This window comes from Sphingobium sp. GW456-12-10-14-TSB1 (assembly GCF_059424385.1).
In genome coordinates this window covers 292,892-319,718 of the sequence record NZ_JBWKZI010000002.1, presented here as the reverse complement: position 1 = coordinate 319,718, position 26,827 = coordinate 292,892, and the positions used below count along the sequence as shown (strand labels likewise).

The 26,827-nt window shown below is 60.8% G+C and carries 29 protein-coding genes and 1 pseudogene; 20 read left to right on the top strand and 10 right to left on the bottom strand.

The genetic code is table 11. The features are described from left to right. Nucleotides 1-2 precede the first annotated feature (2 nt). The 5 genes from AC07X9_RS18715 to AC07X9_RS18695 all read left to right on the top strand — a co-directional run bounded on the left by AC07X9_RS18715 (nucleotide 3) and on the right by AC07X9_RS18695 (nucleotide 3,884). A complete protein-coding gene (locus AC07X9_RS18715) occupies nucleotides 3-422 on the top strand; it encodes a helix-turn-helix domain-containing protein (RefSeq protein ID WP_176342151.1) in 420 nt (139 codons plus the stop codon). Next, a complete protein-coding gene (locus tag AC07X9_RS18710; RefSeq protein WP_086486195.1) occupies nucleotides 422-1,048 on the top strand; it encodes a GntR family transcriptional regulator in 627 nt (208 codons plus the stop codon). Before AC07X9_RS18715 ends, AC07X9_RS18710 begins: the two co-directional genes overlap by 1 nt. Before the next feature lie 181 nt (nucleotides 1,049-1,229). Then, the gene (locus AC07X9_RS18705; protein WP_140159631.1) at nucleotides 1,230-1,370 is read left to right on the top strand and encodes a benenodin family lasso peptide; all 141 of its coding nucleotides are present in this window, start codon (nucleotides 1,230-1,232) and stop codon (nucleotides 1,368-1,370) included. A 52-nt stretch (nucleotides 1,371-1,422) separates the two neighbouring features. Further along, nucleotides 1,423-2,094, top strand: coding sequence for a lasso peptide biosynthesis B2 protein (locus tag AC07X9_RS18700; protein ID WP_176342152.1), 672 nt, complete (start codon nucleotides 1,423-1,425; stop codon nucleotides 2,092-2,094). Between the two features lie 20 nt (nucleotides 2,095-2,114). Further along, a complete protein-coding gene (locus AC07X9_RS18695; RefSeq protein ID WP_176342153.1) occupies nucleotides 2,115-3,884 on the top strand; it encodes an asparagine synthase-related protein in 1,770 nt (589 codons plus the stop codon). 8 nt (nucleotides 3,885-3,892) lie between these two features. On the opposite strand, the gene AC07X9_RS18690 is transcribed toward AC07X9_RS18695, so the two are convergent. The 6 genes from AC07X9_RS18690 to AC07X9_RS18665 form a co-directional block, all read right to left on the bottom strand. Beyond that, nucleotides 3,893-5,947 (bottom strand): Atxe2 family lasso peptide isopeptidase, encoded by a 2,055-nt coding sequence (locus tag AC07X9_RS18690; RefSeq protein ID WP_086486198.1) that lies wholly within the window; start codon nucleotides 5,945-5,947, stop codon nucleotides 3,893-3,895. Next, nucleotides 5,947-8,535 carry a TonB-dependent receptor gene (locus AC07X9_RS18685; protein ID WP_176342154.1) on the bottom strand — a complete coding sequence of 863 codons (2,589 nt, stop codon included), beginning with the start codon at nucleotides 8,533-8,535 and terminating at the stop codon, nucleotides 5,947-5,949. Before AC07X9_RS18685 ends, AC07X9_RS18690 begins: the two co-directional genes overlap by 1 nt. Nucleotides 8,536-8,643: 108 nt before the next feature. Continuing rightward, nucleotides 8,644-9,708: a FecR family protein gene (locus tag AC07X9_RS18680; RefSeq protein WP_086486200.1), complete on the bottom strand. Its 1,065-nt coding sequence runs from the start codon at nucleotides 9,706-9,708 to the stop codon at nucleotides 8,644-8,646. Beyond that, entirely contained in the window at nucleotides 9,701-10,249 is a 549-nt protein-coding gene (locus AC07X9_RS18675; protein ID WP_086486201.1) for an RNA polymerase sigma factor, read from the bottom strand. Before AC07X9_RS18675 ends, AC07X9_RS18680 begins: the two co-directional genes overlap by 8 nt. 277 nt (nucleotides 10,250-10,526) lie before the next feature. Continuing rightward, nucleotides 10,527-10,877, bottom strand: coding sequence for a winged helix DNA-binding protein (locus tag AC07X9_RS18670; protein WP_254908135.1), 351 nt, complete (start codon nucleotides 10,875-10,877; stop codon nucleotides 10,527-10,529). Nucleotides 10,878-11,222: 345 nt separating this feature from the next. Next, complete coding sequence (locus AC07X9_RS18665) at nucleotides 11,223-11,663, bottom strand: hypothetical protein (protein WP_176342155.1); 441 nt, start codon at nucleotides 11,661-11,663, stop codon at nucleotides 11,223-11,225. A gap of 479 nt (nucleotides 11,664-12,142) precedes the next feature. On the opposite strand from AC07X9_RS18665, the gene AC07X9_RS18660 reads away from it, so the two are divergent. Continuing rightward, the gene (locus AC07X9_RS18660) at nucleotides 12,143-13,066 is read left to right on the top strand and encodes a DUF7146 domain-containing protein (protein ID WP_086486203.1); all 924 of its coding nucleotides are present in this window, start codon (nucleotides 12,143-12,145) and stop codon (nucleotides 13,064-13,066) included. A 139-nt stretch (nucleotides 13,067-13,205) separates the two neighbouring features. On the opposite strand, the gene AC07X9_RS18655 is transcribed toward AC07X9_RS18660, so the two are convergent. Continuing rightward, nucleotides 13,206-13,967 carry a Ros/MucR family transcriptional regulator gene (locus AC07X9_RS18655; protein ID WP_086486204.1) on the bottom strand — a complete coding sequence of 254 codons (762 nt, stop codon included), beginning with the start codon at nucleotides 13,965-13,967 and terminating at the stop codon, nucleotides 13,206-13,208. A gap of 357 nt (nucleotides 13,968-14,324) precedes the next feature. Here AC07X9_RS18655 and AC07X9_RS18650 point away from each other — a divergent pair, with 357 nt between their 5' ends. From AC07X9_RS18650 to AC07X9_RS18595, 12 genes are all read left to right on the top strand, one after another. Continuing rightward, entirely contained in the window at nucleotides 14,325-14,531 is a 207-nt protein-coding gene (locus tag AC07X9_RS18650; protein ID WP_086486205.1) for a hypothetical protein, read from the top strand. Between the two features lie 288 nt (nucleotides 14,532-14,819). Next, nucleotides 14,820-16,454 (top strand): PRTRC system ParB family protein, encoded by a 1,635-nt coding sequence (locus AC07X9_RS18645; RefSeq protein ID WP_086486206.1) that lies wholly within the window; start codon nucleotides 14,820-14,822, stop codon nucleotides 16,452-16,454. A 37-nt stretch (nucleotides 16,455-16,491) separates the two neighbouring features. Further along, complete coding sequence (locus tag AC07X9_RS18640) at nucleotides 16,492-16,920, top strand: PRTRC system protein E (RefSeq protein ID WP_086486429.1); 429 nt, start codon at nucleotides 16,492-16,494, stop codon at nucleotides 16,918-16,920. Nucleotides 16,921-16,962: 42 nt separating this feature from the next. Then, the gene (locus AC07X9_RS18635) at nucleotides 16,963-17,169 is read left to right on the top strand and encodes a PRTRC system protein C (protein WP_086485683.1); all 207 of its coding nucleotides are present in this window, start codon (nucleotides 16,963-16,965) and stop codon (nucleotides 17,167-17,169) included. Between the two features lie 2 nt (nucleotides 17,170-17,171). Beyond that, the gene (locus AC07X9_RS18630; RefSeq protein ID WP_086486207.1) at nucleotides 17,172-17,396 is read left to right on the top strand and encodes a hypothetical protein; all 225 of its coding nucleotides are present in this window, start codon (nucleotides 17,172-17,174) and stop codon (nucleotides 17,394-17,396) included. After that, complete coding sequence (locus AC07X9_RS18625; protein WP_254908136.1) at nucleotides 17,338-18,333, top strand: hypothetical protein; 996 nt, start codon at nucleotides 17,338-17,340, stop codon at nucleotides 18,331-18,333. Before AC07X9_RS18630 ends, AC07X9_RS18625 begins: the two co-directional genes overlap by 59 nt. A gap of 7 nt (nucleotides 18,334-18,340) precedes the next feature. Next, the gene (locus AC07X9_RS18620) at nucleotides 18,341-19,159 is read left to right on the top strand and encodes a PRTRC system protein B (protein WP_086486208.1); all 819 of its coding nucleotides are present in this window, start codon (nucleotides 18,341-18,343) and stop codon (nucleotides 19,157-19,159) included. After that, entirely contained in the window at nucleotides 19,156-19,815 is a 660-nt protein-coding gene (locus AC07X9_RS18615; RefSeq protein ID WP_086486209.1) for a PRTRC system protein A, read from the top strand. The genes AC07X9_RS18620 and AC07X9_RS18615 overlap by 4 nt, the downstream gene beginning before the upstream one ends. Further along, a complete protein-coding gene (locus AC07X9_RS18610; protein ID WP_086486210.1) occupies nucleotides 19,805-20,563 on the top strand; it encodes a PRTRC system ThiF family protein in 759 nt (252 codons plus the stop codon). The genes AC07X9_RS18615 and AC07X9_RS18610 overlap by 11 nt, the downstream gene beginning before the upstream one ends. 98 nt (nucleotides 20,564-20,661) lie before the next feature. Then, a complete protein-coding gene (locus AC07X9_RS18605; RefSeq protein ID WP_086486431.1) occupies nucleotides 20,662-20,928 on the top strand; it encodes an antitoxin in 267 nt (88 codons plus the stop codon). Between the two features lie 14 nt (nucleotides 20,929-20,942). Then, the gene (locus AC07X9_RS18600; RefSeq protein ID WP_086486211.1) at nucleotides 20,943-21,332 is read left to right on the top strand and encodes a type II toxin-antitoxin system VapC family toxin; all 390 of its coding nucleotides are present in this window, start codon (nucleotides 20,943-20,945) and stop codon (nucleotides 21,330-21,332) included. Between the two features lie 431 nt (nucleotides 21,333-21,763). Next, complete coding sequence (locus AC07X9_RS18595; protein ID WP_086486212.1) at nucleotides 21,764-22,171, top strand: hypothetical protein; 408 nt, start codon at nucleotides 21,764-21,766, stop codon at nucleotides 22,169-22,171. Nucleotides 22,172-22,293: 122 nt separating this feature from the next. Here AC07X9_RS18595 and AC07X9_RS18590 read toward each other — a convergent pair whose 3' ends face one another. The 3 genes and pseudogenes from AC07X9_RS18590 to istA form a co-directional block, all read right to left on the bottom strand. Continuing rightward, complete coding sequence (locus AC07X9_RS18590; RefSeq protein ID WP_063142267.1) at nucleotides 22,294-23,058, bottom strand: IS6 family transposase; 765 nt, start codon at nucleotides 23,056-23,058, stop codon at nucleotides 22,294-22,296. A gap of 65 nt (nucleotides 23,059-23,123) precedes the next feature. Beyond that, nucleotides 23,124-23,507: pseudogene (istB, locus tag AC07X9_RS18585) on the bottom strand (IS21-like element ISRsp3 family helper ATPase IstB); the annotation flags it as partial. Next, the gene (gene istA / locus AC07X9_RS18580; RefSeq protein ID WP_032490240.1) at nucleotides 23,497-25,017 is read right to left on the bottom strand and encodes an IS21-like element ISRsp3 family transposase; all 1,521 of its coding nucleotides are present in this window, start codon (nucleotides 25,015-25,017) and stop codon (nucleotides 23,497-23,499) included. The gene istA and the pseudogene istB, both read right to left, overlap by 11 nt. A 153-nt stretch (nucleotides 25,018-25,170) precedes the next feature. On the opposite strand from istA, the gene AC07X9_RS18575 reads away from it, so the two are divergent. Continuing rightward, nucleotides 25,171-26,427, top strand: coding sequence for an aromatic ring-hydroxylating oxygenase subunit alpha (locus AC07X9_RS18575; RefSeq protein ID WP_086486213.1), 1,257 nt, complete (start codon nucleotides 25,171-25,173; stop codon nucleotides 26,425-26,427). After that, entirely contained in the window at nucleotides 26,424-26,780 is a 357-nt protein-coding gene (locus tag AC07X9_RS18570; protein WP_086486214.1) for a hypothetical protein, read from the top strand. Before AC07X9_RS18575 ends, AC07X9_RS18570 begins: the two co-directional genes overlap by 4 nt. Nucleotides 26,781-26,827: the final 47 nt, after the last annotated feature.

The following is a 26,827-nucleotide window of genomic DNA, read 5'->3' as shown; positions in this document are numbered from 1 at the left end:
ATATGTCGCATCTTATAGCGACTTCCGTTGCTGAAAGTCCGATCCTGTATGTGAAAGTTCAGTCGGGACGGCAAATAGAAGAGGCACGGAAGAAGCGGCGCCTGACGCAGCGCGACTTGGCGCGCGAACTCGGCATGGGAGTGCGTTGGCTTCGCGAGATCGAGGCCGGCAACCCACGCTCTCGGCTGGATGATCATCTTGCCTGCGCTTATCGACTGGACCTGTCGACGGGCCATATCCTCATTCCACTCCTCTTCGCGGGGCAGAAGATGTGCTTTCCGCGGCAATTGGCAATGGGCGACCTCAGCGAACTCGAGCGGCTCTGCATCGAGATGATCGCCCGGCGAAACCTGGATCATCTGACCCAGGCCCTTACACCGGCTTGGATCAATCCCCCGGTCCTGGCAGGAGCGGGGATGTGATGTCGGCGATGGACCCTCCGCTACAGGAGCGTGTCTATCACGGACTGAAGGCCGATTACCTGGCCGGCCACTTCGTCCCGGGCAAACGGATCGACCTCCAGGACCTCGCCAACCGGCATCATTCAAGCAAGACCCCCGTTCGTGAGGCCGCCTTCATCTTCGTAGGCGAGGGCCTCTTCGTGCACCATGCCGACGGAGGCTTCCTTGTGCCAAAGTTGGAGCCGGCGCAACTCATCGAGCTTCTCGACTGGCACATGCAACTGCTGATCACGGTCCTGACGACGCTAAAGGAATCTGCTGTGCGTCGAGCTCTGCAGCCCTATTCGATCCTTGCCGGCGGGCTATCAGCCGTGAACATCGCACTCCGAGCGACTGAAATGTTCTCGTCACTGGCCGAGGCTACGGGAAACCGCCAAGCAACTCATGAAATACGCCGGTTGAACGAGCGCCTTCACTATAGCCGGATCATTGAGACTACGGCCAATGCAGAAAAGGAGTTGGCAATATTTGCCAGCATGGAGGTCGGAAATTTCCACAAAGCAACTCGGCGGCGAATTGAAGCGTATCACACAAGGAAAATTGCCCACCAACGGAAAATCATTCGAGATTCCGGTGCGTATAAATAAAAGAGGTTTTTCAGATAGATGGCCGCTATCACTGCGATAGCTTTTCGTTCAAAGTGAGCCAAAACCTCTAAGCAAGTGGATATTGCGACAATCTGACGAGATATATTCACCGCCATAAAAGCTTCAACACGGCTAGCGTGGGACTGCCGCTATTGTCGCGGTAGATGAAGAGGAGTGTGTCATGGAACGCAATGACGATGCCAACATCGAGGATCTGATCGATCTCGGCTCTGTCCTCGATGAAACCAAGGGTGCGGCGATGTCCGGGAGCGACACGTTCAACCAACGCCAGCCCGGCGGATTCGGTCTGGAAGACGACTGATACCCGCGGCGCGCCCTCCAGTTGGGGGGGCGCGCCTTTTCCGGAGATGGCAATGTATTATCGGCTCCGACAAGGCCTCGCGTTTTGCTTTGCTGGCGACGCCGTCATTTTTCTCGACGCTAAGGCCGGAAGATATTTCGGAGCCTCCCGACAGACGCGAATTTCCTTCAGTCGACTGATATCCCAAAACGGAAGGATAGCTGAGGAAGGTGATCGCAACCTGTCTACACTCATTTCGCGCGGATACCTCGTCGAGAACCCGCTGCCGGTCGATTTTGACAGCCCACCCGTCCAGGATCTCGCCGATGATCTCGGAACGAGGCACTTGCCTTCGACACCAATATCTCTCGTGCTGCTTGCAGTCCTTTGGCAGCTTCTCATCAAAGTCCGGCTACAGACATCCTCGCTGGATACGTTGCTCGACGGTTTGTCGAGTCGTCGCTTGATCCCCCTGCCGGCCAAATTCGACACGAGCCTCCATGCCCTTCGGGTATCGGCAGCATTTCGGAAGGCTGCAATCTTCTTGGAGGCAACCGACAGGTGCCTCGTCCAGTCGCTTGCGATGTTCGCAATGTTGAAACGGCGCGGCGTTCCTTGTCGGTTCGCGATCGGAGTGCGAACCAGGCCTTTCAAGGCTCACTCTTGGGTCGAATTCGATACGCTCGTGCTGAATGATGACATCGAGAATGTCCTCAGATTCACCCCAATTCTGGTTGTCAAATGAGCTCTCGATTCCTGGCCTTGATGGGCGACGCCGAGCGATTGGCCTCCCTCAGAGCCGACCTGGCCGGTATCCGCGGCATGAGCCTTCATGAGGTTGCGCCTGACCTCTTTGTCGTGACAAACAGCGATCTGAAGCTGCATCACTTGGCCGATCAATCGGGCGTGGTGCTGGGAACGTTGTTCCACCGCTATGGAGCCTCGCGGGAGGTTGAGACCCTCCCAATCCCAGACGCAGATGCAGTCGCCAAAACGCGGGGACGCTTCTTGCTCGATCGCTATTGGGGGCGATACCTCGCGGTGTTGCGATCAGGCGATGGCCTCCTTGCTTTCCGCGATCCGACCGGAATGTTTCCATGCGTCTACGTCGAGGGTGAAGGCTTGATCGCATTGGCATCCGAACCGTCCTTGATCGCAGCGCTGGGACTGATCGAGCCTGAGGTCGATACGCTCGCCGTCGCGCGGTCTCTTTTGCTCTGCGGACTGCCAGAGGAGAATACCGCACTTCGTGGCATCCGACGCCTTCTTCCGGGAACGCGGCTGGAACGCTACGATCGACTGACCACGACCGTCGCGACCTGGAGCCCATGGAATTATGAGTCCCAGGACTCGGTCGATTCCGTGGAAGAACAGGCCGAAAAGCTTCGTCGCATTTCGCAGCATTGTATCGCAGCCTGGAGCAACAAGTATGATCACGGGCTTCTGGGTCTATCTGGCGGCCTTGATTCCTCGATCGTTGCCGTAGGCCTGGTCAAGGCCGGCAACCATCTTTCCGGCCTGACTCTCATTACCGACGACCCGCTCGGGGACGAGCGTCGATATTGCGATATAGTGACCCAGCACCTGGGTTTGCCAATCTTTTCGGAAAAGTATGATCTCGCGGAGATTGATCTAGACAGGTCATCGGTGGCCCACCTGCCAACACCTTTTGGTCGTATGGATTCAATGGCATATGATGCGGCTCTGACAAAGATTGGACGCCAGGTTCAGGCAAACGCGATATTCTCCGGTAATGGTGGAGATAATGTCTTTTATCTGAGCCGCTCAGCACGAGCTCTCGCCGACCGCATCATGGCCGAGGGACTTTCGCTAGGAGCGCTCGAAACAGCTCAGGATATTTGCCGGCTAACTGGCACGAACATTTTCTCGGTCGCAAAGCATGCCGTTCAGGCTTGGCGAGCCGCCTCGGCAGGATATGATTGGCAGATCGATAGGACGTTTCTTTCTCAGTCGATTGCGACAGACAAAATCCTCTGCGCGGTGAACCATCCTTGGCTCTCGGCCCCATGCGGTCGAAATCTACCTGGCAAGGCCGCCCACATAGCGATGATCGTGAGAATGCAACATTCACTCGATGCGTATTACGAGCGCGGTGGCACCGAGGTAATTCACCCCCTTGTTTCGCAACCAATATTGGAATTCTGCCTTGGAATACCGACGTGGTATCAATGCGAAGGCGGCCGCGACCGCTCTGTCGCGCGCCGCGCCTATGCTCGAGAATTGCCAGCAAAAATCATCGAACGCAGAGGAAAAGGGAGTCCGCAGGGATTCATCTACCAGATTTTCTATCGATACAGGGCGGAAATTCGCGAGAGGATAATGGATGGCTTCCTAGGCGGCGCCGGTTTGATCGATAGGCGTGCAGTGGAGGCGACTCTTCGATCCGACCACCGACTTACCGATGCTGAGGTTCTCCGGCTCATGTTATTCGTCGATACCGAGGCTTGGATCCGGCACTGGAGGTTGCGCAATGTTCACGCAGGCGAGGGTCTAAACGGCGCTCGCACGGCGTGAGCAGCCGGTCATTGGTTCTCATTCCACTCGTCCTTCGTTCCGATTCCCTTTAGCCAGTAATCGAACCACCGAATATTGCGCTCATACACGGCCAGCCGATGCGCGGGCTGCCATTTTATGTGGTGTTCTCCCGGAAAGACAAATAGAGCGACAGGATTGCCAGCTTGTTGGAGCGCAGTGTAACTGGCCAGGGCACCGCGAAACTCGTCATCCGATTGCTGTATTAGAAGCGGAAATTCAACCGCTCGAGCATTCTGAACAAGAGACATTCGATTCCAGACGCCGGAATTATAGTCCACCAGCTGCGGCCAACCAAAGCTATGAAAGGCACGGGCGGTGTCCGGGCCCAAAAATGCATCCTGGAAGGGATCCCAACAGCAGCCGCTCGCGGAGCCAGCTTTGAACATATGGCTATTGATGGCCGCAAACTGAACAGTCGAGGAGCCGTCGCTCAGGCCGGTTATTCCAATTCGATCGCGATCCGCAATTCCCCGTCCGATGAGCAATCGAACACCCATCTCGATCGAGGAGAGGACGCTTCGCCGATCCCGAAAATCATTGAGAAGGCGCCTTTCGAGTTCGGCTTCCGTGGTGGAACCCTGCGCAACAGAGGTAAGCTTTGGCCGCTGTACGCTTAGGACGGCGTATCCACGATTTGCGAAGACCTGGATCGGAGCCTCGTCACCCACACCCCCGCGGAGGAAGCCCCGAGAGATATATTGAACGACGATGAGCGGATAGGTTCGATGCGGATCAAAATCAACGGGATAGATAAGGTCGCCGAACGTCTCAGCTCCGAACTCGTTGCTCCAATGTAGCCGCTCCACCTGACCGAGCGAATAACGGCGAAACCCCGGGTTGGGATCGAACACAGTGTCGAAGCGTCCCGATTGCGGGTCAAGCAGGACCAATTTGCGGGGCGCCGCGGACTGTTCCAGGGCACATAGAATCCGCTCATCAACCGGTTGGCAATCCAACAGAAGATCGGCGGTGGAGAATAGTCGGCGAGGCGCGTTTTCGCCAGGAGCCCACTCATAGACCGCGTTTTCGCTGTCGGCCCAGCCCTCACGGCGAATGTAACGAATCCGTGTGCCGTCCGGTCGCCACCAGAGAGCGCTGATCTCTGCGCACGTTTCTGCGATGCATTGGTGCGATGTGCGCCTTGCGTCCTCAGCAAATAGCTTCGGGGGAGGACCAACCCCGATTTCTCCCTTACGCACCACCCAAGCACGTCGCCCGTTGGCAGCGATCGCAGGAGCCGGTGTCGCGCCATCTCCTATGACGCCCTCAAAATAGGCGGTTTCCGCTTTTGAAGCTGGCTGAGTTCGCCCCGAATCGAGAGCAATGGCCATAATATGCCTCCGGCCCATCGGCAGCGCCTCGGGGCCGCTGGCCGTCAGGGGTCTGAAGCGCTTATCGTACCGATATCCCCTCAGACCCTCGAGGCGCAAAGCCTCTCTTTCTCCATCCTCGATGCGCCAAGTTGAGTATATTATCTTTTGCCCGTCGGCGGACAAAGCGAACCCACCGACGTCTCCTCCCTCGTTTGAGATCGGCCTGCTATCCAGCTTGTCTGTGCACGCCCGCCAGACCTGTGTCGACCCTTCCAAGCGCTTTAGAAAATAAATGAAGTTACCATCGGGAGACCACTGAGGCGTGATCGTTTCTGGCAGGCCCGTCTCCCCGAGGGCACCGCTCATTCCGGGAACTACTTGAAGGATCAATTCGCCGCCCTCATCGATCGCGACCGGCTGCCCACTTTTCCGAAGATCCATGACGACCAAGCTTAGCCGGTATGTGTTCGAGGCCGGGTTTGCCTGCCTAACTTGAAACGCGATCCTCTTGCGGTCTGGTGAGATTCCAACGAAATGGCGGCGTGGATCCGGGAACGGCGGTCCGATGTCACGCAATGCGACGAGATCTGCCGAGGTAAGAGCCGCCGTAGCAGTCCCCTCTGCGACGGCGCGAGCCTTAGCTCGCGCGGCCACCTCAGGCAACGAACCTGCTCCGAAGAACGCGCAAAGCGACAGCGCCGCAAAGTGGGAAATTGCAGACCGAGCCATTAAAATGTCTTGCTGATCGCTAGACTGATGAAGCGCCCAACGGTCGGGAAGTTCGTTGAGTCGTAGTGATAGCCGATTGCACTTGTCGTTCGAATATAGGGCGGCTTTTCGTTGAAAATGTTTAGAAGCGAGAGGGTTGCTGAAAATCCCTTCAATGGACCGCTGTTCTCGAGCGATGTAACCTTCGCGACGACGTCCACCGATTTATACGAGCCAACTTTTGTCGTCGGCTGTATTCGGCCATCGGTTGATCCTCCGATATAGGTAAAAGTGCTAGAAAGCGAGAACTCAGGCCGGTCCCACTCAATCGACGAGATAGACCGCCAGTGCGGTGGACGAAATATGGTTCCCGCGAGGTCCACGACGGGCTGCTGTGACGTCAGTTGCTGCTCGCTGCGCAGATAGCTCGCCGAGGATGTGACTCGAAAGGTATTTCCCGTATCAAGCGAAATTGTATAGTTGGCAGCAATATCAACCCCATCGATGGTCTGCCTCGCTGCGTTCTGAAGGTAGTTCGTTATAATCGCGACGGCATTGCCATTCTCGATATCGCCTCCTCCGACATCATAGACGATCGGAACGCCAGATATAGCGTCCAGAACCTGCTGTCTCGTGGGGTTTGTTAAGACGTAGTTACTGTAACGGGGATCGAAGGCGACGGAGTAGCTCGACGGAATTGGCGTAACGACGCGGTCGCGATATTTGATATGGAAATAGCTCGCGTCTATGCGCAACTGGGGAACGACCGACGGTGTCACCGAGACGGTCGCCGTCCAGTTCGTTGCTCGTTCCGGCCGGAGGTTTGGATTGCCACCTGCAAGGTAGAGGACTGATCCTGGTGTGGGGCTTCCCGGAAAGAAATCGGTGGTTCCGTTTTGGGAGTAGCCCACTCGCGGCTGACCAGACTGATATAGGGTTGGAGCTTTGAACGACTTCCCCCAACTGAACTTAACTGTCAGATCGCGGGCCGGCGCAAGAATGACGCCGAGTTTGGGCGTGGCGACCTCGCCGACACCTTGGATGTCTTCATACCGCACGGCTCCCGTCAAGATAAGCCGCTCAATCGGCGGAACCCCGCTACTCTCCCCTATGATCGGGAGGGAAACTTCTGCAAAGGCAAACCGCGTCTCCCGCTCGACGCTGAAGTCGGCAATCGTGGTTGATGTGCCGCCGGTCAGGTCGATTGAGTTGACAATTAACTTTGTGTTCCGAAGCCCTCCGCCGAGCGCGAGGCGCGCTGTACCGCCAGGGAGACGAAAGAGCGGGCCTTCACCAGCCATCTCCAATGATCGGACCTGATTATTGTACCGGCCCCTCGCTTGATCGAGGAAGACGTCCTCATAATATGTGTCCGCGACCGTTTGAACATTGCTCTCTCCAATCATGCCGACCAGTCGCAATTGCCACGAATTCGCTACCGAGACCTTCAGGGACGGCGCGATAGTCCACGATCTTGTCGATGCCCGAGCATCACTGCCCGACACTCGGCAGCCGTCGGTCGTTGTGAAGTTGATGCAGATCGCGTTGCTACGGTCACTAAACTGACCATCTAGCTCAAATTCAACGCGATCGGATAGCCGCTGATGTCCAGCAACCACGGCGCTATACTGCTCGTGCCCATTCAGAAGTGTTTCGGATGGATGATTGGTTTGCGTGTAAGAACGCTGCCCAGCGGTGATGGGCGTCGAGTGCCGATAGTCAAAGGTTGTCATCAAGCCACCTGAGGCCCATCGCGCACCGGTGACGATGTTGAACTGCTTTTCAACATCACCGCCATCTGTCGCCCCACCGACGCGGCTAGTAATCAAAGCCCCGTCGTAATCTCTCAGCAGGATCACGTTGGCGACGCCGCCAACTGCGTCGGAGCCATAGAGCGCGGACGATCCGTCGGTGACCACCTCGACCCGGTCGATAGCGGCGAGCGGGACTGCCGTGATGTCGACGCCTTGGCTAATCGCGTCATATGCGACGCGATGACCATTAAATAGAGTTAGGGTCGCATCTGCGCCCAGGCCCCGCAGGTTGAGTGCGGAGGACGACGTGACGTTCTCTGATCCACCCTGGCCGCTCGCCGCAATGCCCGGGTTCTGCCCTCCGGAATAGTTCTGGACTAGGCTACGGGCAAAGGAGCCGAGGTCAGTGTTGCCGCGCATCTCGATGTCGGCCTTTGTGGAGACGACCACAGGAGAAGCTGGCTCAGTTCCGCGTATCCGCGATCCCGTGACCACTATCTCGTTCTGGACCGCCGAGCGATCGCTCAGATCGCCCGACGGCTCCGATCGCCCCCGGATGATAATGACATCCTTTCGGTATTGGGCGACGAGGCCGGACCCTTCCAGAAGCAGCCGGACGGCTTCATCTGCACTGAACGATCCCTGGAGTCGGGGTGCGGTCTTTCCGAGCACTGCCTCGGAGAAGATGATCTCCTTCCCCGACAGGCGGCTGACCGTCTTCAGGGCTTCGCCCAGGTCCCCGGCTTCCATGTGGTACTCGATGCGCCGCTCTTCCGCGGCGAGAGCAGGGGAGACCGGCACCAGCGAGCCGACCGCCACCGCTGCAAGGAGAACACACCGAAACCGAGACCCCATTCGAACCATCTTTGCCCCCGTTTGAAACTCCCGACAATTTGGCGGGATTTTCAGGGAGCATCGCAACAAAACTGCAACCTACGGGGTAGGTCACAAAAAAATTCCTGGTTATCGCCGCTTGAGAGTGATTTGGCCCGGTTTAGTCTTTTCGACGTCAAGGTCGAACAACGTAGCCAGTCGATCGGCAACTTGATCGGCATCATCCACCCGGAACCGGCCGCTCACCCGCAAAGCCCCGATGCTCGGGTCGCTAAGCTGGATGGTAGTTGCGGAATCCCTGTTGGCTTCGGCAATCACCGCTGCCAATGGCGCACGCTCGTACTCGCGCACCAGCACGATGTTCGCAGGCGGCACGACAGGCTGTAGCTCGCCCTTCGTGGCAAGGGGGCGGAGCACGGCTGGCGTGACAACCGCGAAGCTGAGAATCTCGCCCGGTTCAAGCCGCGCGACGGCCGCCGGGCCGGTCGTTCCCTTGATGGCGCTGGGACGCTCGACATCGACGGCACCACGGAGCAGCTTCACCGTCACGCGTTCGTCACGCTCCAGACTGACCTCGAAGATCGTCCCGCGCGCTGTCACGCTCCCTCCGCCGGCCAGGACGACAAAGGGGCGGCCTTCATGCGCGACCTCGAAGCGGGCCCGGCCGTGCTCGAGCTTCAACTCGCGCCGGTCCGGGGTGAAGCTCGTGTAGAGTTCACTGTTGGCGGCGAGTTCGACCGAGGAACCATCGGAGAGCCGAACCGTCCTTCGCGAACCGTCCAACGTCGCGTAATGCTGGCGTTCGGCCGGTTGATGCGCCCTTGGCTGCGTCACCTGGACCGGGACGCCTGGCGTGCCCGGCCGCTCAACCTTGACGAGCCATCCTCCGACCCCGACGGTCAGGAGGAGGCTGGCGGCGATCGCCGCCCATCTCCAACGATGCCCGCTCGCGTCATTGTCATTGGCCCCGCCGACCTGCTCTTCGTCCTGGGCCGCCATGAAGCGACCCAATGCAAATATCTCGCCGGCTCGGTCGTATGCCCCCCGATGCGATGCTCCAAGGGCCAGCCACTCCTCGAACTGAGGGCGCCACTCTTCCGCATCAGGCCCCCTCATCCTGGCGAACCACAGGGAGGCTTCACGCATCTGCTGGTCCATCCTCGGCATGGGCTCCGGCATCTCGCCATCAGCCATGGCTAATTCCGATGCTCTTGCCGATGCGCACAATGGCCTCAGCCACATGCCACTCCACGGTTCGGATGCTGATATCAAGCTGCTCAGCTATCTGCTTATATCCTAGTTCTTCGGCACGGTGTAACAAATATACCTCTTTCGTCCTTGGCGGGAGGCTTTCGACAGCCAGTCGATAGCTATCCCGCATATCGTTTATTTCCGCGATCGTGTCCGGCCCGGCGATGTCCTTGCCAGCCGAATATATGACCGGATCGAAGACCGCTGCCTTGGCCCAGGCCCGCGCGCGATCGGCGAGGAGATGCCGAACAATTCCTTGCAAATAGGCGCCGGGATTGCTCGTGGCTGCGCTGGATCGCGACGCGACCAGCCTCGTGAAGGCCTCCTGAACCAGATCGTGCCTGTCCTCCTCCTGCCAGATCCTTGGTTTGAGGTACGAAAGCAGCTTGGGAGCCTCCCTCCGATAGACGGCTTCGAACTGGCGGTCGCCATAGCGTGCGGCCGCACGCACGCAGGTGCCTTTATCCTCACTGGCGCGAAACATGGGGCTACGCGCACGTGTAAAGGTTGAAACGCGCCAAAGGGCGACGATAGGCAGACAACGAAGACAGCATGACAGAACCACCCAAAGGTGGCGGGCAATAACGTCCAATGCGTGCGCCCAACCGTCATGGATGGGCCCGTTGCCATGCCTGGAAGGTTAATCCTGCAGGCGGTTCCCAGCCGCTTTCCGCACTGCACGGAAACTCTGCAACGATTTTCGGATGGGTGCAAGATACTAAGAGCGCGAGGCCTCCAATCCCTCGCTCCGTATCGCATTCCTAGCACCCGGTCCGCTTGGTCGCCGGCTCAATTGTCACGAGCTCCACCAACCGGTCAAAGAAGCGGTCGAGCAACATCCGCGTTTCCGGTTCCAGCTCGACAATGATCCTTCGACCATCGTCTGGATCGCGTCGGAGCTTGACCAGCCCCCGTTTAGCCATGCGATGAATGATCCGTTGCGAATTTCGCTCCGATGCACTCGATGCTGCGGTCAACGCGGTAAGCGAACGCGATGGGCACCCCCTGCACATATAGAGATCCAGAAGCATCTCGAAAGCCGGGATGGTAAAAAGATCGCGACCCAGTTCGTTGGCGCGCAAGCGCTGAACCTGGTCCGCGAAGTCGACCATGCTGCACCGGTCCACGGTTGCTGTGATCCGTGCCCTCTCCATCATGTCAGCTGCTCCCGGAGCGACCTGTCCGACGGCTGGAAATCGGCAATCATATTGGTCCGAATGGGCATGACACGCTCCTTTCTCATGGGAGAAAAAAGCTCAGGTCTCCATGCGGCATATTGTAGGTTTTTGCCTGTAAATTGCGCCCGGCAGGCATTGCTCCATTTTGGATGATTGTGAGCGGTCAATAAGCAAGGTTGAGATATGGAAAGGTCCGTTCTTAAGTCGATGCGTTGCTTCGCTCAATTTCGTGCAAGCGGCCGTCGCTCAAGACGGTGCAATATTGCGATTTAATTTGGTTTATCTGTTGCGGTGATGAGTTTTCAACGTGCTACGCTCGGTTAAACTCCGGCCGCTATAGCCGCCTCGTGCAACCTGTGCGGGAAGCTTGAATTGGTCGAAATTGATCGAGTGATGTCCGATATGGCCGGACGGCGTCCGGTCTTCTGTTCGGAAGCCGATTTCCAGCACGAACTGGCCATGGAACTGCGCATGCGACAGCCGGACCAGCAGATCCGACTGGAATATCCGCTCGGCGGAGACCTGCGCGGCGCGATCGACGTCCTCCTTCTCGGGGAGCGACCCTTTGCTCTGGAGTTGAAATATCTCTGCAAGGGCCTCGTTGCCGAGGTCAGCGGGGAGCGCTTCACACTCCGGCAGCAAAGTGCCCATGACATTCGGGGCCACGATGTCTGCAAAGACGTGGCGCGAATGGAAGCCTTCGTTCGCCGGACGAACCATGGCGCTGCCGTCCTGGTCCTTTCAAACGACCCTGCCTATTGGCAACCCCGCCGGCGTGGCGATACGGTCGATGCTGCCTTCGATATCGCCGAGGCGAAGGAACTCGCCGGTACACTCCAATGGGGCGACAAGGCCAGCGCAGGAACGACCAGGCGCAGAGATGTGCCTCGCAACTGAGCGGCCGCTATCCGCTCGCCTGGCGCGACTATTCCGATCTGGGCATCCCGGCCGGCCGCTTTCGCTACCTGTGGATACCTGTCTCGGCTTCGGGGACCGAGGCTCGTTAAAGGCTCCCTATCGAATAGCGCCGCTGGCGCGGTCCGGGAGGGGAGGGAGAGCGGGGTTGCCGGGTGATTTCAAGGCCGCACCGGCCCTGCAATCGCCATTCCATGCCCTGAACCCGCCTGTCCTCGCATACCGGCACTGAACGCTCAATCAGGGGACAAGTGCGGGTTGGGCCAATCGCTCGGATATTCCCCATGGCGCGCACCAGCAACAACCGAAACCCGGAATTGGAGGCGATCGGTTCCGAAATCGTCAGGCGCCTCGGCGGCACATGGAAGCCGAGCGGCGCCATGTGCCTGTGCCCAGCGCACGCGGACCGCAGCCCCAGCCTGTCTGTGCGAGTGGGGGACAACGCGCTCCTCTTCAAATGCTTCGCCGGCTGCAACACGCGTGACGTCATCCACGAGATTCTGCGCCTGGAGGAAAATGCCCTCCTCAATGTCGAGAGGGCCGCAAATACGCCCTCGGACATGGGAACTGATTTGTGGCGACGCCAGATCGCGCAACGCATCTGGGACGAAGCCCGGCCGCTCAGCGGTACGCCGGCCGAACTCTACTTGCGTCGCCGTCGGATCGCCATCCTGCCACGCTCGCTCCGGTTCCATCCCCGCACCCCTCTCGGGCAAGGCGATGCGGTGGATTTCCGGCCCGCGATGATCGCGGCACTGCACGATGGCGGCCTCCACAGAGACGGGCGTTTTGTGGCGATCCAACGCACCTTCTTCGAGCGCGATGACGCGCGCCGCGCCCGCGACCTCGCTGATCCGAGAATGACACTCGGGCGGCCGGATCGTGCCGCCGTGATGCTCGCCCCCGCGACATCGATTCTCGGCCTTGCGGAAGGAGTGGAAACAGCGCTCTCGGCGATGATGCTCTTCGGCATGCCCGTATGGGCGACGCTGGGCAGCGAACGTCTGCACCAGATCGCGATTCCCGAACGCGTGACGCGCCTCGTCCTCTTCCCCGACAATGACATCGCGGGCGAGATCGGTGCGGCGAATGCCATCGAGGTCTATGCGATGCCCGGCCGCGCCATTGAGACAGAATACCCGCCGTTCGGCTTCAAGGACTGGAACGACGTGCTGCGGATGGGGGGCAAGGCAAAGAGGGCGGCCTGAGGACGCCGTAAAACGGACCGCCGTAGGCCGGCGCTGCGTCCCAAATGAAAACGCGAATGCGCAAGCCGATTCCTTGTCGCGGTCGGCTTTGCCCCGTCGGGGGCCGGGCGCCAGGCTCTGGACGCCCGGACCTTCAGCGCTAGTCGGCCGCAGGGACCTCGACGGGCGCGACGTCCGGCACGGTTGCCACGCTGTCGACAGCGCCATCCTTCGGTACCCGACTACGCCTGGGCTTCGGTGCTGCTTTGGCAGCAACGGGCTTGGCCTTCCCGCTTGCCGTCTTGCGCTTCGCTTTCTTCGGCGCGGTCGCCGCTTCTTCGGGAGGCGCAACTTTTACCCGCGTGCGCCGAACCGGTGCGGCTTCGGCCAGAGCTTCTTCGACGCTAGCCGGCCCAGTTGATGCTTCTGCCGCGACTGCCGCCGCGTCGGAGGCCGTTGCAGGCGGCACCGGAGCGCTCTTGCGCTTTCCTCCCAGTCCAAGCCGTATAGCCACCTCGCGCCGCGAGGCCGAATAGCCCGGCGCAACCATCGGATAGTCGGCGGGTAGATCAAATCGCGCGCGATATTCCGCGATCGTCAGCCTGTGCGCCGAAAGATGACGCTTGAGAGCCTTGTACGGCTTTCCGTCGATCAGGCTCAGGATATGATCGGGCGAGGCAAGGCTTTCCTCGACGGTCACCGCCGGCTTGAACTCGGATGCGGGGGCAGCGGCGTCGACCGTCTCTCCCTCGGTCTCCACTGCCGGCGCCGCGGCAGCAACGGTTGCGCCACCCAACAGAGCCCGTCTTGTGCCCTCGACCAGCGCGGGCAGTTCGCTGCTCGGAACCGTGTTGTTCGCAAAATAGGCGCTGAGCAACGTCACCGTCAAAGACATGACGCCCGCTTCTTCGGTCTCGGCCATGCAATATCCCTTTTCTCGCTGGAACTAGCGGCCTTGGAGCAGGCCCACTTGCGCAAATGTAAACGAACAAGTGCCGATATTCACCGTACAAGTCAAAGGGAGGGGAGGAGGGTGGTTAGGAGTGGCGTGGTGATTGGGGCCGCGCCGTCGTCTCCTGGCGAAGCCCCATGCCGGATCGCTCCCCGCGCCGACGGCCGCACACGCAGCTCCGCGCGGACGAAAATCTGAACGCCCTCGCATGACCGCACCCGATCCGGTGCGGATCACGGCGTCGTCTTCTCCAGTTTCCCACTCACTTCTGCTCGGCGGCTTCGACCTTGGTCGGAGCCGCCCTTTTCGTTTGGAAAGGAAATCGCCATGCAGGCATCCTCGCACATCGACCTCCAGAGCTTCACCATCGAAATCGAGTTCGCCAGCGGCGGCGAGCCCTATGCGACCGAGATCTACACGGTCGAGGCCACCGACTGGTATCGTGCCCAGCGCGACGCGATCGAAATGTCGGTCAGCAGTCCTTACGATAATGTTCGCATCCCCGACCTGACCCGCCGCGTGGTCACGCGATAATCCACAACGCCAGAGCCCCCCGGAAGCGTGCAGGGCCCCGGCGCACTCACGGCGGTGCCGGCATCCAACCCTTCCGAACGCAATACTCCCGTCTCCGGAACCTTCCTACGCCAAGGGAGGGAAGGGGGAGGGGTTTTGGGTGGTCGGCTCGGGATTGCCGTCATGCCCACACCCTTGATGACCTGACCAACATCGCTCCGCGCGACCTCCCCGTCGACAGCCCGGACCACCGAGACCCCCACACGGCCCGGCCGGACGGACCAGCCACATTCCATAAGGAGATCAGCCGTGAACACGCTGGAACCGAATTATCCCAACACACTGCCGCTTTCCAAGATCGTAAGGGGCCAAAATCCCCGCAGGTATTTCGATAAGATGAAGCACACCGAAATGGTCGCTTCGATCCTTTTGCGCGGCGTGCTCCAGCCCATTCTTGTCCGTCCGAAGGGCAGCAACTTCGAGATTGTCCTCGGCGAACGCCGGTGGAGGGGGGCCTTGGAAGCCTATGGTCCTGATGGCCAAATGCCCGTCACCATTCGCGAGATGACCGACCAGGAGGCGCTCGAGGCCGCGATCGACGAAAACGAGATCCGCGATGACACTTCGGAGACTGAACAAGCGGACGCTGCCGTCCGTGTCCTTGCCGCGTATCACGGCGACCGCGCCGAAGCTGCCCGGCGGCTCGGTTGGTCCCAGGCCAAGTTTGCTCGCCGCCTGGCGCTCGCTGACCTCTCCGACCCCGTCAAGCTTGCGTTGGACGAACGCCGGATCAAGATCGGTCACGCCGAGTTGCTCGCGGCTGTCCCCCAGGACAAGCAGGACAAGGCCCTTGAGACGATCCTGACGGCCGACCTCGACGTAAGCAAGACGCGCGATCTGCTGATGCGCGTCACGCAGAACCTCGCGAGCGCTTGTTTCGACAAGACAGAATGCACGACCTGTCCGTTCAACTCAGCTACGCAGCGGGTCTTGTTCGAGACCCATGTCGACGACGGGCACTGCACCAATCCGGGATGCTTCCAGCTCAAAACCGAAGCCGTCGAGACGATCCGCTTCGAGGAAGAGGAACGCGCCGCGAAAGCGGCAAGGCCCGTGGCGCCCGCCGCTGTCGATGTTTCCGGGGATGACGAGCAAAATGGCCTGGTCGATGAGACCAGCCTCGACCAGGCAGGCGATGTGGACGATATCGCATCGCCGGACGACGAAGGGACTGGATCGTCCGCATCCGCGCCATCGATCGCGGCAATTGCGGTGCCCAGGCAGGCATCGGCGCACAAGCCGGCTGTCACCGCCGAATCGATCGCACGCCGCACCGCCGATCTTCGCGAGGCGACCTGGCGCACCGCGCTCGCCCGTGCGCTCGCGAGCAATGCCGGCCACGCGCACACCGCGATCCTCGTCGCCGCCATGTCGGGCACATTGTCGCAGATCAAGGCCGATACCCTGACGTCGCGTGCCGGCCTGTTGGTCGGCGCTGCCTTCCCGGACCTCGACTATGGCGCCAAGATCGCGGCGATCCGGGGCTTGCCCGACCGGCAGGCACAAATCGTCCTCTCCGTCATCGGCGCCGCCTACGCGAAGGACGTACTCACGTTCGACCATGTCGCCGACCTCGCAAGAGCCTTCCAGGTCGATCTGCGCGATAGCTGGAAGGTCGATCAGGGGTTCCTCGACCGGTACACCAAGGAAGAGCTGAAGTTCATCGCCCGGGAATGCGGTCTGGTCGATCATATCGGCCAGAAGGCGTTCGCAAAGCGCCTCGCCGGCAAGAAGTCCGACCTCATCACCAACATGCTCAATGCGATCGGCTTCGATTGGTCCGGCCGGCTCCCGAGCGCCATGACGCTCGACGGCACCTATGGGCCGCCCCCGACGCATGTCGCCCCGCAAGCCCAACCTCCGATCGCGGATCTCGCCGCCTGACCGGATTCCACCCTCTCCCACACAAGGATTGATCGCCATGCTGATTGCAAGCCTGCTTCCGCTGCTCACACGCTATTCGCTCGGCTTCGACCTCGTTGCCGGCCCCGACAACACCGTCACCCTCACCGTCATTCCCCGAAAGGCCGAAGGCGCGGGCGCCAAACTCGAAGCCGGCGAGACACGGCCGATCTCGATCACGGCCAGCGCCGCGGAGATCGATGCGGAACTCGCCAAGGGGGCACACGGCGCGCTCGGGGAGCTTATTGCCACGCGCAAGACGCTCGCCGACCAGATTGCCGAGCAACGGCAGGCCGCCGAGGCTGCCAGAACCGCCGCCGCCGAAGCGGCCAAGGCGAAAGCCGCAGCGGCGTCCAAAACAGCCTCGCCCACCAACGCCGCGAAAGTGCCGGCGCGGACCAGTCCGCCAGCCGACGCCAAGCCCGACGAGCCCGCCACCCTCTTCTGACGGACCGCGCTCGAACATTCTTACATCAGCCTGGAGGCCCCCATGCAGATCAATCGTCTCACCCGCACCTACAGATATGACGGCATCGACCTTCCGGTCCCGCCGCATCTCGCCGATGACCTGGCAGCCCTGCGCGCCTACCATGCCACGCTCTTTCCGGCGATCGTCAACGCCGAGATGGTGGACGCCGGCGTCTCGGGCACTGCCCATGTCACCGAATATCGTCGCGCAGTCGGCACCAAGGGCTGACCATGACGCCCGACAAGCGCGCGGCGATCCCGGCCGCACCCCGCAAGACGCTCCTCCAATGGATCGAGTTCGACGATGGCGATACGATCGACTTCACCCCGCCCGCCTGCGACGCGCGCATCCAGGCCCTCCATACACGAATGCTCCTCGACCCGGAAAATCGCACGGGTGAAGGACCCGAACCGCTCGAGCCGCCGCCGTCCCTTCGTCTTCCGCCCCTCGGCTAATCTCGCGGGACGATCGGTCGCGATCTCCGAAGATGTGCCCACCCTGTTCGACCACCCGCTGGCCCCGCATCACAAGCTGGTGGGCGCCTGGGTGGCCGCACGGGAAACCTCGCCCAGGCAATATACCCGCGCGCAGGCTCGCCGGCGCATCGAACAGGTCTTTCAGGCAGCGGTATCCGAAATCCTCGCGCCGGTCGATCTCGCCGACTTTCGGATGACCGTCCTGAAGGGCGAGGAAGGCGAGCCGCCAGCGATCGCCATCGTTTGCGACAGCATGGGACAGATCGACCTCGGGTGGATCGAGACAAGCGATGCTCCGATCTCCTGGCGCGCCGCCGCCTATCGCGAGCTCGAGCAAAACCTGTCCTGCATCCTTCCGATCTTCAGCTACGAGCACCTCTTTGACACGATCTCCATGTATTATTGGGACGGCGAGACCGACGACGAAGCCGCCCGCCGATGCATGATCGAATATCATGGCCTGGATGAGGCAGACGTCGACGAACAGTCCCTGCCGTCCACGATGAATGCCCGCCGCCCTGACTGGATAATCGCGGCGAACGCGGCGCGACCCGCGCAACTCCCGAGCGGCCTGCGGCAGGCGCTGCGAAGCCTCCGCCATGCGCGCCGCGCTTTGAAGAGCCTTCCAGAATACAACGCCTGGCACTTCGACATCGACCTCATCAACCAGTACGTTCCCTACTTCGAGGAAGTCTCGACATTGCCGCCGCTGACGCTGGTACCCTCGGACGAGTTTGCGGCCGAACTCGACGACGTCGGCCGCCACGGCATGGAAGTAGGCTTCATGGACATTGCGGGTCTCTGCCCGCTGCCGGATCCGGACCGGATCGACGACTGGCTCGCCTCATTGGCGTTGGGCGCGAGATTCCTTCTCGCCGCCCAGGCTCTCATCGCACTCGATCCCACCAAATTGTGAGGCCGAAATGCCCGACCATAGCACCCATTTCGAAGCAAGCGGCGGCAGCATGGTGCTGACCAACGCCATCCTGCTCTACCGCAACGAAGCACCGCGCAACGTCAATTCCTACGGCGCGATGCGACGCGACGCACCGGCCTTCGCCAGCATCCACGCGGTCGAGCATGATGCCGAAGGGCAGCCGATGATCGCCGCAGGGACGCCGCTGACGCGCACGCACTTGCGGCAATGGACCGAGGCACTTGGCCGGACTCTCCTGCCCGAGATGCTGCCGGCCAACGTCCTGGTCGCCCATCCCGACATGCTCGCATGGTGGATCCCGGCACAGGTGCGTTCCGCCTATTTCGCTCTGTCGAGCCCTCCCGCCGGTCTCCGGGTCCTCTCCGAGCGGACCGTCCTGCCGGTCCCGTATCCCCCGCACCTGCTTGTTGCCACCCGGTCCGGTCTCGGCGTCTATGCCCTCCCGGCCGATGAGCGTCCCACCGCGAACACGGAACTGCTGCACTCACCGGTCCTCAACGTCTATCTTGACGGACGGCTTTGCTGGGGAAACATCCCGAAGCCGAAGTCACTGGCGATCGCGTCCATCCCGGAATTTGAGCAGGCGGTGTTCGCTTCCTGGTCGACGCACCCCAATCCGGGCCAGGAAATGACCGTCACCGGCAAAGGCGGCCTTGTCAGGCTCTGGGATAACCTCGCCGCCCGACGGGCCGCTCGCTTTCCGGTCAAGCGTCTCAAGCCCTTCCGCGTTCGGCAGAGTTCTCAGGACACGACAGCCCTCCCGCTGACGGTCGGTACGCTCATTGCGGCGAACGCACGGCGATGACCAGGTTCGCCGATGATCCGACAGCGGCCGCGGTACTTGCCGCCGTACCCTGCCACCCGGTCCCGTCCCAGGGGCGATCACCCGCCCTTGATGCGCTTCGCGCTGCGTGCGCGGGACACGGCCTCGCCATCGGGAACGATGGCGTGATGCTGATCCTGCGCCGTCCATGGCTCGCGCTCGATATTCCCGTCACGCCGCCGATCTCTGCCTATGTCCCCTATGGCAGCGTGGGCGAACCAAGGGCTGACCTCCTGTGCGGACGGATCCCGCGCGAGCATCTCGACCAGATTCTCGAACACTTCCGTGCGGCCCTGCCCAACGAAGCGGCCGCCTTCGTGCTCTGGAACGAGACGAGCAGGGCGTTCGCATTGCATTTCCCGGACATTGAAGAGGCGACACCTTCGCGCCTTGTCTATCGATCACCGGTCCTGCAGCCTGGTTGGCACTTGATCTGTGACATCCACAGCCACGGCGCCGGATCGGCCTATTTCAGCGCCACCGACAATGCCGACGACGCGTTTGCGACGAAGATCGCCCTCGTCATCGGCCAGCTCGACCGCCCGGATGGCCCGCAGATGGCATCGCGCCTTTGCGCGAACGGCATGTTCCTGCCGCTGCCACGGAGCCCGTTCTCTGGAGAATCCCATGCAGCCTGACACCAACCACCGCCACTATCTTCCCGCCGCCTTCGACAATCGCCCAATCAAGATCCTGCTTGTCGGCTGCGGCGGGAACGGCGCCCAGATGCTGATGGGGCTCGCCTCGCTCGACACAGCGCTGCGGGCGATCTCCTCCCGATCACTGCACGTCACCGTAGTCGATGATGATAACGTGAGCGAAGCCAATCTCGGTCGTCAGCCCTTCTACCGGTGCGACCTCGGACATTCGAAGGCGCGCACGCTGACGGAACGGATCAACCTTGCGCATGGCCTGTTCTGGGATGCCATTCACGGTCGCGCGCCGGCGGCCATCGGCGTCGACGAGGCGGACATCCTCATCACCTGCGTCGACAGCGCGTCGGCCCGGCGCGCGCTCGGCGCCGCGATCGCGAAGGGCAGGGTAACTCCATCCTACTGGATGGACCTCGGCAATCGCGCGACTGACGGACAATATCTGATCGGCTGCCCGGGGCGTGGCGGCAGCGAGCACGGCCCGCGCCTTCCGACGGTGCTGGAATATTTTCCGGAACTCGCCGACGACAGCGTGGCTGATGACGATGCACCGTCCTGCTCGGTCGCCGAAGCGCTCGAGCGCCAGTCCCTGTTCGTCAATCGCGTGCTGGCGAGCCACGCTCTCTCCCTGCTTTTCGACCTTCTCGGCCGCGGTTCGATTGGCCGCGCTGGCGCTTTCCTCAACCTCTCCAGCGGACAAGCCGTCCCGATCCCGCTGCCATCGAACCATTGATACGCATCTTGCCGGGGCGGGCAGCGCAAAAATTCTGCGTCCTTCGTTGATTGCGACGCACGATTGCCATATACATTGGCATATACAAGGAGATCGTGATGCCCCGACCAGCCCTGCCAGCCGGCGTCAAGGAGGCCCGGCTTTTCCGCAATAATCGCAGCCAAGCGGTTCGCATCCCTGTTGAGTTTGAACTTCCCGGGGAAAAGGTGCTGATGCATCGCGAAGGCACCCGACTGGTCATCGAACCGGTGCCCAAGGCGAAACTACTCGATATCCTTCGCGGTCTGGAGCCTCTTGGGCCGGAAGATGCCTTTCCGGACGATATCGACGCGGGCTTGCTCCCACCGAAGGACATCGATCTGTGACCACGGTTCGATACATGCTCGATACCAACATCGTCTCCGATTTGGTGCGCAATCCGCACGGCGTCGTCTTCGAAAAGATCGCGGAAGTCGGAAGCGACGCTATTTGCGTCAGCATCATCACCGCCGCTGAACTGCGCTACGGCTGCGCCAAACGCGGCTCCGCGAAACTGCTCCAGCAAGTCGAAGCAATCATGGAAGGCCTCGATATCCTCCCCCTCGATGTGCCGGCCGACGCCGAATATGGTGGCATCCGCGCCGAACTCGAAGCCGCCGGTAAGCCGATTGGCCCCAACGACCTGCTGATCGCCGCGCACGCATATGCGCTCGGTAGCGTCCTGGTCACAGCGAACGTCGCCGAGTTCAGCCGGGTGCGAGGTCTCACGGTCGAGAACTGGCTCGCCTGAACGCCTGATCGAAAAACGGGGTGTCGAGCGCGATTCTCCTGCATCACCTACTCATTCCCGGTTCTGCTCCGCACCGCCCCCGGCGATTGGGCAAGATGCCCATCGGCCTCCTGGTTCGGCCTCGGCACTCGCGTGAGCAATGACCGCTATTTTATCGTCTGGCTGAACTCCGCGCTTGGCACGCGAGCTGCGCTCTGACGCTGCGGTTCTCGCTTCTGCGGCGGCGAGGCTCGATCATCCACGCTGGCAAATCCTCGCCCCTTCCCCGGTCGACAAGCCGTCCCGCCCCGCTACCGCCAGGCGACTGAGCCAGTACACCTGATAGAGCGCAGTCAGAGGGACGCGTATTTGCTTGGCGCTCGATGCGGGCCTCCCCGTCTGAAGCCCCGACGCAACGCCTACCTCAACAACTTTTCGGAAGGAGAATGTGCATGACGCACATCACCGAGAATGGCTGGACGCTCCGTTACACCGACGGTGGCGAACTGGCATCGGCAGTCGAAACGGGTGACGCAATTCCTTTGCCAAGTGGCCGCCACAAGCTGATCGTGCTCGGCGGGCGAGCACCGCAGCGCGTCAACGACTGCGGCGGCGTGATCGTCAATGATCAGCGCGGCGAGATCACCGGCGAGCGCGAGCTAAGGCCGTCTGCCTTGGGTATGGTCTGGGTCAGCTCCTCCGGTGGCTGGTCGGAGCTTCCCCGCGCGACAAGGCACTCCCCGCCGCGTTATTGCGCCGAGGCAGTGCAACAGCAAATCGAGCGTGATCGCCGGCGCCACCGGATCAGCAAGAAGGAAGAACGGCTGATTCATGCACTGCTAAAGGGCCGCGGCGGGTGATCGATCGTGTCGCTCTCGCGATGCCGAAGCGGCCGATGCTTCTTCTTGGTTGTTCCTAACGATCAGAGAGGGCTCTGTTGCAAACATTGGTGACGGCCGGGCAGCGTCACCCCGTCTGGGGATCAGGCAGCATTGGCAAAATGCTGATTGAGCACGTCCATGGCCTCGGTCATGACCGAGGGGCCAATGCCAAATGCTCTTTCGATCAGACGCACCTCTCCCCTGATCCCTGGCTGCAGGCACCATGCCCGGGCTTGCCCTTTGCGCAGGGCGCGCATGACCTCGAAGCCCTTGATCGTGGCGTAGGCTGTCGGCATCGATTTGAAACCACGCACGGGCTTGATCAACAATTTGAGCTTGCCATGGTCGGCCTCGAGCACGTTGTTCAGGTATTTTACCTGCCGGTGTTCGGTTTCCAGGGCGAGCTTCCCTTCTCGTTTCAACTCGGCGATTGCGACGCCGTAGCTGGGGGCCTTGTCGGTGTTGAGTTTCGTTGGTTTCTCCCAGCCCTTCAGCCCGCGAAGGGCCTTTCCCAGAAAGCGCTTCGCGGCTTTGGCGCTGCGGGTCGACGAGAGGAAGAAGTCGATCGTGTCGCCCCTTTTGTCGACCGCCCGGTACAGGTAGGTCCATTTGCCCCGAACCTTGACGTAGGTCTCATCCAGACGCCAGCTCGGATCAAAGCCTCGCCGCCAGAACCAGCGCAACCGCTTCTCCATCTCCGGCGCATAGCGCTGCACCCAGCGATAGATGGTCGTGTGATCGACATCGATGCCACGTTCCGCCAGCATTTCCTCGAGATCGCGGTAGCTGATGCCGTACCGGCAGTACCAGCGGACCGCCCATAGGATGACCTCGCCGGTAAAATGCCGCCCTTTGAAATCGTCCATCACAACCGACCTTACCAATCCAAGGGCCCAACCTTGGCAACCGCATCAGAGTTTGCAACAGAGCCCTCAACCGCCTGGACGCCCAAAGCCGTCGCGATGTGGCTTTTGCCGGTGCCTGGTCCGCCGATCAGTACGACGTTGTCGGCGCTATCCATAAAGTCACCACGGTGAAGTTGACGCACGAGCGCCTCGTTGACCTCACTGACGGCAAAGTCGAAGCCTGCCAGATCCTTGTAGGCCGGGAACCGGGCTGCCTTGATCTGGTAAGCAATGGACCTGACCTCCCGCTCGGACATCTCCGCCTTGAGAAGCTGTGAGAGGATCGGAACGGCAGCATCAAAGGCTGGCGCGCCCTGCTCGATCAGATCACCAGCGGCTTGCGCCATGCCATACATTTTGAGGCCACGTAGCATGACAACCACAGCGGCGCTGGCCGGATCATGACGCATGGCGTAACGCCCTCAGCGTGTCGTAGCGTTCGACATCGGCAACAGGCTCCTGGGCGAGGCGCAGGGCCTGCGGGGCATCGATTGGGGATGCCGGTGGAGCCTTGCCATCGATCAGGCGGTGCAGAACATTGAGGATGTGGGTTTTGGTCGGCACCCCAGCTTCGAGGGCCAGTTCGACGGCGCTGAGCACAGCCTGTTCGTTATGCTGTAGAACAAGGGCGAGGATTTCGACCATCTCCCTGTCACCACCGAGCCGCTTGAGCAGATGCCCCTGCAGTTGCCGGAAGGCTTCGGGCATTTCGAGGAATGGCGCCCCATTGCGCAAAGCGCCAGGCTTGCGCTGAACAACTGCCAGATAGTGCCGCCAGTCATAGATCGTCTGCCCCGGCTTCTGGTGAGAACGGTCGATAATCCGGTTGTGCTCGCACAAGATTTGCCCCTCGGCCGCGATGACCAACCGATCAGGATAGACCCGCAGGCTCACTGGCCGGTTCGCAAAGGATGCAGGAACGCTATAGCGATTGCGCTCGAACGCGATCAGGCAGGTCGGCGACACGCGCTTGGTATGTTCGACAAAGCCATCGAAGGCCCGCCCCATCGGCATCAGGCTGATAATCTCAACGGCGTGCACATCGGCAACTGTGCCGGGGAGGACGCCATGCTGGATTTCTCCCCATTGTGCGATGCACCGCTCTTCCAACCAGGCATTGAGGGCATCAAGATCTGGGAAGTTGGGCATTGGCTGCCATAACCGTCGACGCGCATCCTGAACGTTTTTCTCGACCTGACCTTTCTCCCAGCCTGAGGCCGGATTGCAAAAATCCGTTTCGAACAGGTAGTGGCTGGCCATGGCAGCGAACCGCGCATTGACCTGTCGGACTTTGCCCTGGCCGATCCGGTCTACAGCCGTCTTCATATTGTCGAATATTCCACGCTGAGGCACGCCGCCCAGCACCCGGAAGGCCTGCGTCAGTGCGTCGAACAACATCTCGTGCGTTTGCAGCAGATAGGCTCGCGTGATGAACGCCCGACTGTGGGAGAGCTTGGTATGGGCCACCTGCAGCTTGGTAGGCCGGCCATTCAGAAGGGCGTAATCTTCACTCCAATCGAACTGAAAGGCCTCACCGGGCTGGAAGATCAGCGGTACGAATGTGCCGCGCCCACTGGTTTGCTTTTCATATTGGCGTTCGGTCTTCCACGAGCGGGCGAAGGCGGCAACACGGCTGTATGATCCCTCGTAGCCCAGCTTAACCAGATCTGCATGTAGCTGCTTGGCTGTTCGCTTCTGTTTGCGCGACTTGCCAGATTCCACCCGCAGCCACGTCGTCAGTTTTTCTGCAAACTGATCAAGCTTGCTCGGCCGTTTGGGAACCTTGAACGTCGGCTCCACCGCGTCATCGCGCAGATATTTGCGGATCGTGTTGCGCGATAATCCAGTCCGCCGCCGGATCTCGCGAATGGGGATGCCTTGCCGAAAATGCCAGCGGCGGATCACACTGAGTAGGTCCATGTCGATCACTCCGATGCCTCCTGACTGTCAGCCAGGGGCGAGGAAAACATGGGTCAATTCTCAGTGAAAACTTATAACCCTCCCGGGTCACTTCTCAGTGCAACTCAACACTGATAACCCATTGCGAGCAGAGCGGACAGAGAGGAAGTCGACATGAACGAGCAGCTTTTCAAGTTATCGCCATCCAACGTGACGGTGGAAGCGGGTTTGTCGACCGGCCCGGTATCGGTCGAATCCTATATCTCGCCCGAACATTATGCGCGGGAAAAGGAGCAGGTGTTCCGTCGCGCCTGGCTGCTGCTGGGCCGGGAGGAGGAAATCCCAAATGCGGGGGACTTCGTCACCCGCGACATCGATGTCTGCGATGCGAATGTCCTGATCACGCGCTCCAAGGGAGGCCATGTGCGGGCCTTCCACAATGTCTGCTCGCATCGTGGCAGCCATGTCGTCCTCAAGCCATCAGGCAATGCCGGGAAGTTCGTCTGTCCTTATCACAATTGGACCTACAAGAACGACGGCAGCTTGGTCGGCGTGCCCGATGAGTCCTCCTTCTTCAATTTCGACAAGAAGAACTGCGGACTTACCCCGATCGCAGCCGAGGTCTGGGAAGGATGGGTCTTCATCAACCTGTCGCCCGAGCCGCAGGTTTCGTTGCGAGAGTTTCTGGGTCCGCTCGCTGACCTGATGGCGGGCATACCATATCCCGCCGCAGGCCATCCGATCGTCATCCAGGCCGATATCGATGCCAACTGGAAGGCGATCTGCGATGCCTTCCTTGAGACCTATCACATCCCCGTGCTCCACGCCGAGACGATCGGGACGACCTACGCCTCTCCCGAAAACCCGTTCGCGCACCTGCTCGATGCGCGGATGCTCGGCGCGCACAGGCTGATATCGACCTATGGCAACGCAAATTATGCTGCCAAGCCATCGAACAAGGTCGAACGGCTGGGGCAGGATACGCATAGCACCGCGAGCGTGACCTCGTGCAGCAACGATCCTGCCTTGGTTAGCTTTCTCGAGCATCCGGCGGTCAATCCCACCAAATCGACGAGTTGGGCGCAGGACGTCTACCATGTCTTTCCGCACGTCCATATCGACTTCGGGCCGGGCGGTTTCTGGACACATAATTTCTGGCCGACGTCGCACAAGACCACGCGGTATGAATCGCGCTTCTACGTGCCGCCTGCGGCGACCGTTGCCGAACGCTTCCGGCAGGAGCTTTTCATCAGCCGGGCCGTCGAGGTGTTGCTCGAGGATCTGGCCAATGTCGCCCGTACCCAGAAAGGCATGCAATCGCGCGCAAAGGGCTTCATGTATCTGCAGGAAAATGAGGTCGCCATTCGCCATCTCCATTCAACCCTCGATAAATGGGTGAAGGCGAGCACCGTGCGGGAGGCGCTGGCATGACCGACGCGAAGATCGCGACCACCCTGCCCGCCGGGTTCAAGGATCTCGAGCCGCTGGTGGACCGTTGGGCGGGGCGAACCATCGAGGCGCGCACCAAGGCGCGCTGCGAAGCTTCGATGGAAGACATCATGCTCCTTTACGACGTCATGGTCGAGCGCGCGCCAGCGATACTCGATTATCTCAAACCTTTTCCGCTGGATGCGATCGAAGGCGAGAACGCGACGCTTTTCTGCCTGCTGCTATCGCTAGGACAAGCGTCGATGGCGGTGGAGGTTCACGGGCAGCCGCAAGCTCCCAACACGCCATTCCCGCATGGCATCCGCGTGCTGAGCGGCGTCGCGCCGTTCGGCTGAGGCACAAAGTTTTTCGGGAGGCAATCGGATGGGCTCTGTTGCAAACA

Coding starts and splice junctions, on each gene's coding strand:
- AC07X9_RS18715 (WP_176342151.1), top strand. CDS start 3: ATGTCGCATCTTATAGCGACTTCCGTTGCTGAAAGTCCGATCCTGTAT.
- AC07X9_RS18710 (WP_086486195.1), top strand. CDS start 422: ATGTCGGCGATGGACCCTCCGCTACAGGAGCGTGTCTATCACGGACTG.
- AC07X9_RS18705 (WP_140159631.1), top strand. CDS start 1,230: ATGGAACGCAATGACGATGCCAACATCGAGGATCTGATCGATCTCGGC.
- AC07X9_RS18700 (WP_176342152.1), top strand. CDS start 1,423: ATGTATTATCGGCTCCGACAAGGCCTCGCGTTTTGCTTTGCTGGCGAC.
- AC07X9_RS18695 (WP_176342153.1), top strand. CDS start 2,115: ATGGGCGACGCCGAGCGATTGGCCTCCCTCAGAGCCGACCTGGCCGGT.
- AC07X9_RS18690 (WP_086486198.1), bottom strand. CDS start 5,947: ATGGCTCGGTCTGCAATTTCCCACTTTGCGGCGCTGTCGCTTTGCGCG.
- AC07X9_RS18685 (WP_176342154.1), bottom strand. CDS start 8,535: ATGGGGTCTCGGTTTCGGTGTGTTCTCCTTGCAGCGGTGGCGGTCGGC.
- AC07X9_RS18680 (WP_086486200.1), bottom strand. CDS start 9,708: ATGGCTGATGGCGAGATGCCGGAGCCCATGCCGAGGATGGACCAGCAG.
- AC07X9_RS18675 (WP_086486201.1), bottom strand. CDS start 10,249: ATGTTTCGCGCCAGTGAGGATAAAGGCACCTGCGTGCGTGCGGCCGCA.
- AC07X9_RS18670 (WP_254908135.1), bottom strand. CDS start 10,877: ATGGTCGACTTCGCGGACCAGGTTCAGCGCTTGCGCGCCAACGAACTG.
- AC07X9_RS18665 (WP_176342155.1), bottom strand. CDS start 11,663: ATGGTTCGTCCGGCGAACGAAGGCTTCCATTCGCGCCACGTCTTTGCA.
- AC07X9_RS18660 (WP_086486203.1), top strand. CDS start 12,143: ATGGCGCGCACCAGCAACAACCGAAACCCGGAATTGGAGGCGATCGGT.
- AC07X9_RS18655 (WP_086486204.1), bottom strand. CDS start 13,967: ATGGCCGAGACCGAAGAAGCGGGCGTCATGTCTTTGACGGTGACGTTG.
- AC07X9_RS18650 (WP_086486205.1), top strand. CDS start 14,325: ATGCAGGCATCCTCGCACATCGACCTCCAGAGCTTCACCATCGAAATC.
- AC07X9_RS18640 (WP_086486429.1), top strand. CDS start 16,492: ATGCTGATTGCAAGCCTGCTTCCGCTGCTCACACGCTATTCGCTCGGC.
- AC07X9_RS18635 (WP_086485683.1), top strand. CDS start 16,963: ATGCAGATCAATCGTCTCACCCGCACCTACAGATATGACGGCATCGAC.
- AC07X9_RS18630 (WP_086486207.1), top strand. CDS start 17,172: ATGACGCCCGACAAGCGCGCGGCGATCCCGGCCGCACCCCGCAAGACG.
- AC07X9_RS18620 (WP_086486208.1), top strand. CDS start 18,341: ATGCCCGACCATAGCACCCATTTCGAAGCAAGCGGCGGCAGCATGGTG.
- AC07X9_RS18615 (WP_086486209.1), top strand. CDS start 19,156: ATGACCAGGTTCGCCGATGATCCGACAGCGGCCGCGGTACTTGCCGCC.
- AC07X9_RS18610 (WP_086486210.1), top strand. CDS start 19,805: ATGCAGCCTGACACCAACCACCGCCACTATCTTCCCGCCGCCTTCGAC.
- AC07X9_RS18605 (WP_086486431.1), top strand. CDS start 20,662: ATGCCCCGACCAGCCCTGCCAGCCGGCGTCAAGGAGGCCCGGCTTTTC.
- AC07X9_RS18600 (WP_086486211.1), top strand. CDS start 20,943: ATGCTCGATACCAACATCGTCTCCGATTTGGTGCGCAATCCGCACGGC.
- AC07X9_RS18595 (WP_086486212.1), top strand. CDS start 21,764: ATGACGCACATCACCGAGAATGGCTGGACGCTCCGTTACACCGACGGT.
- AC07X9_RS18590 (WP_063142267.1), bottom strand. CDS start 23,058: ATGGACGATTTCAAAGGGCGGCATTTTACCGGCGAGGTCATCCTATGG.
- istA (WP_032490240.1), bottom strand. CDS start 25,017: ATGGACCTACTCAGTGTGATCCGCCGCTGGCATTTTCGGCAAGGCATC.
- AC07X9_RS18575 (WP_086486213.1), top strand. CDS start 25,171: ATGAACGAGCAGCTTTTCAAGTTATCGCCATCCAACGTGACGGTGGAA.
- AC07X9_RS18570 (WP_086486214.1), top strand. CDS start 26,424: ATGACCGACGCGAAGATCGCGACCACCCTGCCCGCCGGGTTCAAGGAT.